The 11720-nt window shown below is 35.2% G+C and carries 11 protein-coding genes; 9 read left to right on the top strand and 2 right to left on the bottom strand.

From position 1 onward, the window contains the following. Positions 1–87: 87 nt before the first annotated feature. On the bottom strand, positions 88–1281 hold the full coding sequence (gene pncB / locus H3T56_RS05555) for a nicotinate phosphoribosyltransferase (protein WP_198192224.1): 1194 nt from the start codon (positions 1279–1281) through the stop codon (positions 88–90). Positions 1282–1554: 273 nt separating this feature from the next. Between pncB and pepN the strand changes: the two genes are divergently transcribed. Then, a complete protein-coding gene (pepN, locus tag H3T56_RS05550) occupies positions 1555–4188 on the top strand; it encodes an aminopeptidase N (RefSeq protein WP_198192223.1) in 2634 nt (877 codons plus the stop codon). A 151-nt stretch (positions 4189–4339) separates the two neighbouring features. After that, a complete protein-coding gene (locus H3T56_RS05545; RefSeq protein WP_086360276.1) occupies positions 4340–4672 on the top strand; it encodes a rhodanese-like domain-containing protein in 333 nt (110 codons plus the stop codon). A gap of 28 nt (positions 4673–4700) precedes the next feature. Here the strand turns inward: H3T56_RS05545 and H3T56_RS05540 are convergent, their stop codons facing one another. Beyond that, the gene (locus H3T56_RS05540; RefSeq protein ID WP_086360275.1) at positions 4701–5549 is read right to left on the bottom strand and encodes a MetQ/NlpA family ABC transporter substrate-binding protein; all 849 of its coding nucleotides are present in this window, start codon (positions 5547–5549) and stop codon (positions 4701–4703) included. 183 nt (positions 5550–5732) lie between these two features. Here H3T56_RS05540 and H3T56_RS05535 point away from each other — a divergent pair, with 183 nt between their 5' ends. The 7 genes from H3T56_RS05535 to mlaC all read left to right on the top strand — a co-directional run bounded on the left by H3T56_RS05535 (position 5733) and on the right by mlaC (position 11714). Beyond that, the gene (locus H3T56_RS05535) at positions 5733–6869 is read left to right on the top strand and encodes an amidohydrolase (RefSeq protein WP_110453716.1); all 1137 of its coding nucleotides are present in this window, start codon (positions 5733–5735) and stop codon (positions 6867–6869) included. 13 nt (positions 6870–6882) lie between these two features. Then, complete coding sequence (locus tag H3T56_RS05530) at positions 6883–7926, top strand: methionine ABC transporter ATP-binding protein (protein WP_065651455.1); 1044 nt, start codon at positions 6883–6885, stop codon at positions 7924–7926. A 98-nt stretch (positions 7927–8024) separates the two neighbouring features. Further along, on the top strand, positions 8025–8624 hold the full coding sequence (locus tag H3T56_RS05525; protein ID WP_065577664.1) for a methionine ABC transporter permease: 600 nt from the start codon (positions 8025–8027) through the stop codon (positions 8622–8624). A 252-nt stretch (positions 8625–8876) separates the two neighbouring features. Beyond that, positions 8877–9692: a phospholipid ABC transporter ATP-binding protein MlaF gene (gene mlaF, locus H3T56_RS05520; protein WP_086360272.1), complete on the top strand. Its 816-nt coding sequence runs from the start codon at positions 8877–8879 to the stop codon at positions 9690–9692. Then, complete coding sequence (gene mlaE, locus H3T56_RS05515; protein ID WP_065651456.1) at positions 9692–10471, top strand: lipid asymmetry maintenance ABC transporter permease subunit MlaE; 780 nt, start codon at positions 9692–9694, stop codon at positions 10469–10471. The genes mlaF and mlaE overlap by 1 nt, the downstream gene beginning before the upstream one ends. Before the next feature lie 11 nt (positions 10472–10482). Beyond that, positions 10483–11067: an outer membrane lipid asymmetry maintenance protein MlaD gene (mlaD, locus tag H3T56_RS05510; RefSeq protein ID WP_086353843.1), complete on the top strand. Its 585-nt coding sequence runs from the start codon at positions 10483–10485 to the stop codon at positions 11065–11067. 2 nt (positions 11068–11069) lie between these two features. After that, positions 11070–11714, top strand: coding sequence for a phospholipid-binding protein MlaC (gene mlaC, locus H3T56_RS05505; RefSeq protein WP_065651458.1), 645 nt, complete (start codon positions 11070–11072; stop codon positions 11712–11714). The last annotated feature ends 6 nt before the right edge of the window (positions 11715–11720 follow it).

The following is an 11720-nucleotide window of genomic DNA, read 5'->3' as shown; positions in this document are numbered from 1 at the left end:
TAAGTATTATCAAAAATTGATAGTACAGATTATTTATAAGACTATATCACTTTGTTTAATTATTAATATTAATCATCAATATGATTATTAATGATTGACTTTAAATGTTCTTTTTAATTCGTCAATAAAAGCCAAATCTTGTGAAATTGTTTTACCAGGACTATCAGATAATTTAGCTACAGCTTGATTATTGCACTCCGTTAGTTTTAATACAATGTTTAACGATTTGGTATTTACTTCTGTAGATGGAATATCACAAGCAAGAAAACCACCGATACCAAAGGATAATTTCACCCGATGATTAAAGTGTCGATAAATTTTCAGCGCTTTATCAAAGTTTAGACTATCAGAGAACACCAGTAATTTTGTTTTAGGAGCAATTCCTAATTGCTGATAATGGCTAATCGCTTTTTCACCCCATTCAATCGGATCGCCCGAATCATGGCGTAGTCCTTGATAATGAGATGCGAAATAATAGTCAAAATCACGTAAAAAAGCATCCATAGTGATACAATCTGTTAACGCAACGCCCAAATCATCCGGATATTCATCTAACCAAACTTGTAATGCCGTTTTTTGGCAATCATGCAAGTTAGGGCTTAAACGTTGATGGGCTTGGAACCATTCATGGGCTTGAGTACCAACTGGGGTTAACCCTAAACGATATGCCAATAAATAATTACTAGTACTATGAAAATTGGCAAAATGATTTTGTAAATAACTCACTACCGCTTCTTGTACTGCAAAAGAGTAGCGTCGTCGTGTGCCAAAATCCAGCAAATTAAAACCTGACATATCAAGATCATTAGTTTGATCATCAAATCTAGCTAATTTATATTTAAGCCTTGCTAATGCTTGTTCAACACCAATATTTGGCGAACGATCTTTATGAACAATTTCGCTAATAACCGCTAGCAATGGCACTTCCCACAAAATAACATCAACCCATTTGCCTTCAATTTGAATCGCCAGCAAACCATCTTCGTTTTTAATGGTTAATAACTGACTATTAAAACGCCAGTTTTTTAACCAGTTTAAATAATCAGATTTAAAAAAGGTAATACCAGATAAATAGGCAAACTCATCATCGGTAAGTGTTAAAGACTCCATTAATTTAACTTGATGGGCGATTTGATCGGCATATTGACCAAGTAGATCATCACTACGACAGCGAAACTGTGCAACGACTGTCGCTTCAGGATAATGATGAAAAACGGCCTGCTGCATATGCAACTTATAAGCATCAGTATCTAATATTGATGTAATTATTGCGGGTAACATGTCTATCTATTATCAGTTCTTTAAAGAAAATTCCGATAATTATAGCAGAATAATAATTAAGATATAAATTAATTATCTAATAAGATTATTTTTAATAGGCTATAATAGTTCATATAGACATTTTGGTAAAATTAATCGAAATTCATTCCAAAATGATAAACAAATATAATTCATTCTATTTTAAAAGAATAATCATAGACACTAATGGGTATTAACCCCGTTTTGATTAATTTGAATACATAATTAGCACACCACTTACAAAGGTATATAAACATGAGTACAACGACAACTGATATACAACCGACTGCTAAATATCGTCATGACTATAAAACACCAGACTTTACTATTACTGACATCGATCTTGATTTCGATTTAGCGGCAGAAACAACTACAGTTATCGCCCGTAGTCATATTATCAAAAAAAATTCTCAAGCTAACGATTTAGTATTAGATGGCGAAGAACTTAAATTAGTTTCGGTAAATATTGATGAACAACCTTGGTCTGATTATCAAATCACAACAACGGGATTAACGATTAATAATGTCCCTTCCGAATTTACCTTAACTATCGTTAATCAAATTAAGCCTATCGATAATACAGCACTTGAAGGATTATATGTTTCTGGTGATGCATTATGCACTCAATGTGAAGCAGAAGGTTTCCGCCACATTACTTACTACCTCGATAGACCGGATGTTCTAGCTCGATTTTCAACTAGAATTACTGCTAATAAACAACAATATCCTTACTTATTATCTAATGGTAATCGCATTGCACAAGGAGAACTTTCCGACGGTAGACACTGGGTGCAATGGCAAGATCCATTTCCTAAACCGGCCTATTTATTCGCATTAGTAGCTGGTGATTTTGATATTTTAAAGGATCACTTTATCACCCGTACTAATCGAAAAATTGATTTAGAAATTTATGTCGATAAAGGCAATTTAGATCGTTCACAATGGGCAATGACCAGCTTAAAAAATGCTATGCGCTGGGACGAAAGCCGTTTTGATTTAGAATATGATTTAGATATCTTTATGATTGTAGCAGTTGATTTTTTCAACATGGGAGCAATGGAAAATAAAGGCCTTAACATTTTCAATTCTAAATATGTCCTTGCTAAACCACAAACTGCCACTGATGATGATTATATCGGTATTGAATCAGTAATTGGTCACGAATATTTTCATAATTGGACCGGTAATCGAGTCACTTGTCGCGATTGGTTCCAACTTAGTTTAAAAGAAGGATTAACGGTATTTAGAGATCAAGAATTTACTTCTGACCAAGGACTTAGAGCAGTTAAACGTATTGCCGATGTCAAACTACTGCGCACCGTACAATTTGCTGAAGATGCAAGCCCAATGTCTCACCCTATTCGTCCGGAACAAGTAATTGAAATGAATAACTTTTATACCGTTACCGTATACGAAAAAGGTGCAGAAGTGATTCGTATGATGCATACATTATTAGGTGAAGATAACTTCCAGGCTGGTATGAAACTTTATTTCCAACGCCATGATGGTAGTGCAGCAACTTGTGATGATTTTGTTGCAGCTATGCAAGATGCATCAGGTATTGATTTAACTCAGTTTAAATTATGGTACAGTCAATCAGGCACACCAGTGTTAACAGTAACGGACAGTTACAATCCACAAAATCAACAATATACCTTAACTGTTGAGCAACATACGCCGGCAACGCAAGATCAAAGTCAAAAACAAGCGCTACATATTCCATTGGATATCGAACTTTATCAACAAAATGGCGATGTGATCGCATTGCAATATCAAAATAAACCTATTCATCACGTACTAAATGTAACCCAATCCAGACAAGAATTTGTTTTTGATCATGTTTCAGAAAAACCAATTGTTTCACTATTAAGAGATTTTTCAGCGCCGGTAAAACTCAATTATGATTATCAAGATCACGATCTTATATTCTTAATGCAACATGCCAGCAATGCTTTTAGTCGTTACGATGCAGCGCAAATGTTATTAGCAAAATATGTGCATATGAATGTAAATAATTATCATCAGAATTTATCAATGACGATTCCTGAGTCAGTATTAGATGCTTTTAGAGGAATATTACTATCAGATACTGCTGAACCGGCACTTATCGCACAAATACTGACTTTACCTTCGGAAAATGAATTGGCAAATCTATTTGATATCGTTGATCCGATAGCGATTTATCAAGTTCGCCAATTCTTATTAGGTGTCTTTGCTAATGAACTCTATGATGAACTAACCGCGGTTTATCATCATAATCAAACTGCACAATATCAGATTGAACATGCAGATATTGGCAAACGCATGCTAAAAAACTGCTGTTTATCATTATTAGCTTACGCTAATGATAAATCGCTAGCGAATACTTTAGTCGAACAACAATATCAACAAGCCAATAACATGACAGATTTATTAGCGGCGCTTACCACAGCAGTAAAAGCGCAATTAACATGTCGACATACATTACTCTCTGATTTCGACAATAAATGGTATCAAGATGGTTTAGTGATGGATAAGTGGTTGGCTTTAAATGCGACAAGTCCAGAGCAAAATGTATTATCAACAGTGAAAAAACTGCTTAATCATCGCTCTTTTTCACTCAATAATCCAAATCGAATAAGAAGTCTAATTGGTGCTTTTGTTAACAATAATCCTGTTGCTTTTCATGCTGAAGATGGCAGTGGTTACCATTTCTTAGTTGAAATATTAATGGAACTAAACCAGAAAAACCCACAAGTGGCATCAAGACTTATTGATCCACTTATTCGATTAAAACGTTATGATGAAAATCGTCAGAAAAAAATGACAGCTGCTTTAGAAAGCTTATTAAAACTAGATAACTTATCTAAAGATCTATATGAAAAAATCACTAAAGCGTTAGCTGCATAATAAATTAACAACATTAAAAGGAGCAAAATCCCATCTTGCTATTGGTCAATAAGATTCAGTTAAGGTGGGATTTTTAATTAAACAACAGCAAATTTGCTACCCAAAACCCCGTTCCTCAAAATTTTTGCCGAAATTAAAATGAGTTTGAAAAATGACAATGATAAAAGAAATTAGCCCATTACAACTAAAACAAAAAATTGAGAGTAAAGCACCACTCTATTTACTTGATGTCCGAGAAGCTAATGAAGTCGCCATTTGTATGCTTGACGGCGCCAATCATATTCCAATGAATTTAATACCGCTTTATTTAGATAAAATTCCTGACGGGGTAGATATTGTGATTTATTGCCATCATGGTGTAAGAAGCCTCAATGTGGCTAACTATCTGGTCGAAAATGGTTTTGATAGTGATTTTCTATATAATTTAACTGGTGGCATTGACGCATGGGCACAACGCATTGATACCAGTATGCCTAAATATTAAATAGCCCGTATTTAAACGGGCAAATTTATTATTCTTGAGGCATGACCCAATAACCATTTTGATTATGTTCTTTCATATAATCTTTAAATTGCTGCGACTGATAAATGCGTTTTATATCTTTTGCCCACTGGCTATTTTCATTACCACCATTAACCACCACCATGATTTCTAAATCAGGGATAATTGTTTCTGATAACAGCGCTTTTTTCGAATCTATATTGGCAGAATAAACGATACTTCCCGGAATTACGGCAAAGTCTAACTCATTTAAGACTCTAGGAATATTGGCAGAATCCATTTCAACAATATCCACACCAGCAATATTTTCGGCAATATCATTTTTGCTAACAATGATTGGATTAGTATTTGGTTTTAACTTAATCCAACCGGCTTTTTCCAATAAATTATATGAGCGAGCCGCATTTGAGGCATCTTGAGGAATACCAATTTTAGCACCAGAAAAGACATTTTTGATTGAAGTATATTTATTCGAAAATATTGCCGCAGGCACTGAAGGTACATGCACTACCGGTTTTAAGTTAGCTTTACGTTGACTATTAAAAACGTCCATATAAGCGGTATGCTGAGCGACAGTTAAATCTATACTTCCTTCACTTAATGCTACATCAGATTCTAATAAATGCGGAAAATTAACTAATTTAACTTTATAACCTTCAGCTTCAAGTATTGGTTTAACAGCATCTTTGAATAGATCATTATACGGTCCTGGTGATACCCCCATACTGATCTCTTTTTTAGTTTGATTATCAACCTTAGATGATGAGTTATCACATGCGCTAATTAAAAAAATAGAACTAAATAATGCCAATAGTGCAACATTGTTAACAAATTTTTGTTTGATAAAACTTATTTTCATTTGAACTATCCTCAGTGAAATGTAAATTTAACAAACACTCTAACATAGAAATAACAATTCATTTATTCCATGTACTTCTATCTTATAACTTTTTGGAATAAGTTATAAAAAACGATTATTAGAGCAAAAAAATCAGCTGTGCTACCGTAAATGTATCAAAAATTGATAGCTATTGGATATGCCATGACTGACACGATTGCCCCTATTATTGAGCAACTTTTTCTTGATTTACACAAAAATCCAGAACTTTCCAATCAAGAATTTGAAACAACAAAAAAGTTAAGAACTTGCCTAGAACAAGCTAATATTCGTATTTTAGAACTGGGGGCAAAAACTGGGGTTATCGCCGAAATTGGCTCAGGAAGCCCAGTTGTTGCTTTACGAGCAGATATTGACGCCCTACCCATAGATGAACAATCTGACTGTCAATACCGTTCAACCAAACAAGGCGTTATGCATGCTTGTGGTCATGACCTGCATACATCTGTGTTAATGGGGGCTGCTTATTTATTAAAAGCCAATGAACAGCAACTAAAAGGAACAATTCGGTTACTTTTTCAACCCGCCGAAGAAAATTTTAGTGGCGCGTTACATTTTATCGAAATTGGTGCACTCAATGGGGTTGATGCCATTTTTGGTATGCATAATAATCCTAACTTAACCATTAACCAAATGGCTTCACGAGCAGGCCCATTTTCGGCTAATGTAGATCGTATTGAAATTACGGTAAAGGGAATTGGAGCACACGCTGCAAGACCTGAATCAGGTATTGATCCAATTGTCATTGGTGCACAGATTGTTAATGCGATACAAACAATTTCCAGTCGTACCATAAGTGGACTCGACCCAGTAGTGGTTAGCATTACCAAATTCTTAGGTGGAAACACTTGGAATGTGATCCCTGAAATAGTTGAAATGGAAGGTACCGTAAGGACACTTACCCCCGATATAAGGCTAAAGGTCAAGCAACAACTAACCAGTATTGTCGAAAATATTGCTCTTAGTATGGGTGCTGAAGCCGAGTTGAGATGGTTTGATGGACCACCATCAATCATAAATGTGGCTAAATGGGTCAATTTTTGCCAAAACATTGCTAAACAGGAAGGTTATGAGGTGGTAGACTTTCAACCACAACTCGGCGGTGAAGATTTTGCTCACTACTTACATCATGTTCCCGGTGCATTTATCAATCTTGGCTCGCAAAGCCCCTATGCACTACACCATCCTAAATTTTTAGTTAATCGTAATATGATAATGCCAGCAGCTAATTATCTCGCAAATCTTGCGCAACTAGGATTAATTGAATTAGCCCAACATTGATAGGTATAACATAATGATAAAATTTGAAAATGTATCGAAACAATATGAACGCAATGGAATTACGACTCAAGCATTACAAAACATTAATTTAACCATCCAAAAAGGCGATATTTATGGCATTATTGGCTATAGTGGTGCAGGAAAAAGTACACTAGTACGTCTTATAAATTTTCTGGAAAAACCGACACAAGGCGATGTTATTATTCAAAACCAATCATTAAATCAATTATCAAATCCACAACTACGGCAAGTACGTCGTAAAATTGGCATGATTTTTCAGCATTTCAATCTACTTGAATCGAAAACGGTATATGAAAACATTGCTATTCCTTTAGTATTAATCAAAAAAGACAAACAAGCGATTAAACAGAAAGTCTATGAACTGCTTGAGTTTGTTGGCTTAAGTGATAAAGCTCATAGCTACCCTAAAGAGCTATCAGGAGGCCAAAAACAACGTATTGGCATTGCCCGGGCTTTGGCCAATGATCCCGATATTTTACTTTGTGATGAAGCTACATCAGCACTCGATCCGCAAACCACGCAATCGATTTTGGAATTAATCAAAAAAATTAATGATCAATATAAAATTACAGTGGTGTTAATTACCCATGAAATGCATGTTATAGAGCAGGTTTGTCATAAAGTCGCGGTGATGGAAAAAGGTAAAATCATCGAACATGGCAATGTGCTTGATGTGTTTGGTCATCCAAAACATAAAACCACACAAAATTTTGTTAGCTCAGTAATTAATGATCAAATTCCGGCAGGAGTGGTTGAAAATCTCCTAGAGATAGAAGGAAATAAAAGTAATATTAAATTGTTTAAACTCGAATTTCTGGGTCGCTCAGCCTCAGAGCCTGTTATGAATTCACTAATATTACAACAAAAAGTCATCGTCAATATTTTATTTGCTCATATGTCAGAAATTGAAAAAACTGTATTGGGCAGCATGTTTGTTCAACTAAAAGGCAGTGATAGTAATATCGAACAATCGGTACAGTTTCTTCGTGAACATGGAGTCAACGTTACAGAAATCCAACATTGGGAGAACAACTAATGGAAGTAGTAAATGATTTTATCAATTATTTGAATACTAATTTTTTAAGCCGAGTAACGATTGAACAATACGCACAAGCTTCGTTAGACACTCTATATATGGTTGCTTTCTCTTTAATATTAGGCGCATTAATTGGTATTCCATTAGCAATTTGTTTAGTTACCACTCGACCTTCAGGCTTACTTGAAAATAAACGGGTTTATCAAATTATCAATCCAATTATCAATTTTGTTCGATCATTACCTTTTATTATTTTACTTTTTTCACTTCATTCATTTACTTACTTTATAGTTCGCACCTCTATCGGTACGACAGCAGCAATTGTGCCTTTAACATTTTATGTTGCTCCATATATCGCTAGATTAGTTGAAAACTCATTATTAGAAGTGAAGAGTGGTATTATTGAAGCAGCCGAATCTATGGGCGCAACACCAATACAAATTATTTGGCATTTTATGCTACCCGAAGCATTTAGCTCTTTGATTTTAACGTTCACTACCGCCACTATTGGTTTAATTGGTGCTACAGCGATGGCCGGTGCTATTGGCGCAGGCGGTATTGGTGATGTAGCCTATTCACAGGGTTATCAACGCTTTGATGATACAGTTATCTATATTTGTGTCGCGATTCTAGTTATCGCAATACAAACTGTACAAAGCATAGGGAATTATTTAGCTCGCAAAGCTCGACATGAATAACGACCTATAATAAATTGATATATAGTGGTACTCAATTAACAGTACCACTATGAAATTTCAATAAAACTCCGATTACGTCAACTATTACTAAGTTTTTTAGATAAAGTTTTAGCATAAAATGACGAACAATAAAATTCTTAATGTTTTATAATTAAGAAAGTGAAAATTATCAATTCATTTTAACGCATTTGTTTATTTACAATAATCAAGTAAAATACTCAAAATTCAATTATGGTAGTGTAGGAACACATTGTGACTGACACATTACAGCAAAATTTGGTCGAAATTCACGATATGTCTTTTTATCGTGGTACTCGGCCTATTTACAAAAATATGAACCTAACGGTACCCAAAGGCAAAGTCACCGCTATTATGGGACCATCAGGCATAGGTAAAACTACGCTATTAAGACTTATTGGTGGGCAATTAAAACCACAAGCTGGTCAAATTTTATTTGATGGTGAAGATGTACCTAGTATGACGCGCTCACGGCTATATGAAGTCCGTAAACGCATGAGCATGCTATTTCAATCAGGTGCATTATTCACTGACTTATCGGTATTTGATAATGTTGCTTACCCATTACGTGAGCACCTAAATTTACCTGAACCAGTTTTACATAATTTAGTCTTGATGAAGCTACAATCAGTAGGCCTTCGTGGCGCAGCCAATATGATGCCCTCCGAATTATCGGGTGGTATGGCTCGACGTGCAGCGTTAGCCAGAGCTATCGCTCTTGATCCGGATCTCATTATGTTTGATGAACCATTCGCTGGACAGGATCCGATATCAATGGGAGTGATCGTTAAGCTCATCGCTGAACTCAATCAATCGCTGGGCTTAACCTGTATTGTAGTTAGCCATGATGTTAATGAAGTGTTAAGTATTGCTGACTATGCATATATTGTTGCTGAACAACATATTATTGCCGGTGGAACATCTCAAGAATTGCGTAATAACCATGATTTACGCGTTAAACAATTCCTTGAAGGTTTAGCCGATGGTCCAGTACCATTTCACTATCCGGCTGTTGATTACAAATTAGACCTAAGTAGAGGTGTAAACTAATGTTGAACTTAATTGCAAAACTTGGGCAATCAATAATTAATATTATTGCAATGTTAGGCCGCTCAGGACTTATGCTATTTGGTGCACTTATCGGTAAACCTCAATTTAGCAAACAATTTCCATTACTTGTTAAACAATTTTATTTTGTCGGTGTACAATCGCTTTCCATTATTATCGTATCAGGTCTATTTATAGGTATGGTATTGGCATTACAAGGTTACTTTATTTTAACTACCTTTGGTGCCGAAGCAAGCTTAGGTATGTTAGTTGCCCTTGCTCTATTACGGGAGCTTGGTCCTGTGGTTGCGGGATTACTTTTTGCCGGCCGAGCTGGTTCAGCCCTAACTGCCGAAATTGGCTTGATGAAGGCCACTGAACAATTATCAAGTATGGAGATGATGGCGATCGATCCATTAAGAAGAATTATTGCTCCACGTTTTTGGGCGGGATTCTTCTGTATGCCATTTTTAACCGCAATTTTTGTCGCTGTAGGTATTTTAGGTGGAGTATTAGTCGGTGTTGATTGGAAAGGTATTGATGCTGGATTTTTCTGGTCTTCCATTCAAAGCAATGTCGATTGGTGGCACGATTTAGGTAACTGTTTTATTAAGAGCTTTGCATTTGCAATCGCTAGTACTTGGATTGCACTATTTAATGGTTATGATTGCGTGCCAACATCAGAAGGAATCAGTCGGGCAACAACCAACACTGTTGTCTATTCATCATTAGTTATTTTGGGGTTAGATTTTATATTAACCGCATTAATGTTTAGTAATTGAGGTCATTAAACATGAGTCGTCAAGTTGAAATTACAGTAGGATTTTTTATGGTACTGGTGATCTGCTCAGTACTATTTTTATGCTTTAGAGTTACTGATCCAACATCTTTTGCTAGTCATAATTCTTATCGTGTTTATGCTGTATTTGATAATATTGGTGGTTTAAAGGTAAGATCACCAATTAAAATTGGTGGAGTAGTAATTGGTCGTGTAAGTAATATTAACTTAAAATCAGTCAATGATGATGTTTACAAACCTTATGTTACTATGGATCTAGATGCCCAATACGATAAAATTCCGAGCTCTAGTTCACTTTCTATCAAAACCTCGGGTTTATTAGGTGAACAATTCATTGATATTAATTTTGGATTAGATCAAAACATTGAACAGGAATTAGATGCTTTAGATGCAGACAAGGCCTCTACACCAACCAATAATAATGTTAACAAGAAGCCTGTTTATCTTATAGACGGTTATGTGATTAACAATACTAAACCAGCAATGGTTATCGAAGATTTAATTGGACAATTTTTATATAGTACTGGTGGTTCGTCAGATAAAGACAAAAAACAAGATACTAACGAAAGTAAGGAGTAATTATGTTAACCAGATTGAAACAAAGCTTATTTTTAATACTTGCATTAATGATAAGTACAGCAGCGTTTGCAGAAAATGACCCATATAAAGATATGCAAGTTGCAGCAGACAAAATTTTTAATACCATGAAAGCGCAATCAGCGACGCTTAAATCAAATCCAAATAAACTTAAAGATATTGTCAGAGCTGACTTACTACCTTATGTACAAGTTAAATATGCTGGTGCACTCATCTTAGGTAATGCATATAAAACTGCAACTGATACACAACGTACGGCTTATTTCAACGCTTTCGAAAACTATCTAGTTCAAGCTTTTGCCCAAGCGCTTTCAATGTATAACGGTCAATCTTATCAAGTTGAAGCCTCAAAAGATTTAACCGGTAAATCGCTAATTTCTATCCGTGTATTACTAAATCAACCAGATAAAAATCAACAACCATTACGGATTGATTTCCAATGGCGAAAAAATACCGTAACTGGTGAATGGAAAGCTTATGATTTAATAGCGGAAGGCGTAAGTATGATTACAACCAAACAAAATGAATGGTCAACAATTTTACGCCAAGATGGAATTGACGCATTAACTAAACAGTTAAATGATCTATCTAATCGCAATATTGATCCAAACGCTAAACAAAAAGGTTAGTTCATC

This window comes from Gilliamella sp. W8123, from assembly GCF_016101085.1.
Lineage (GTDB): Bacteria > Pseudomonadota > Gammaproteobacteria > Enterobacterales > Orbaceae > Gilliamella > Gilliamella apis.
The sequence above is the reverse complement of the archived record's forward strand: the minus strand, read 5'-3'. Positions and strand labels throughout refer to the sequence as shown.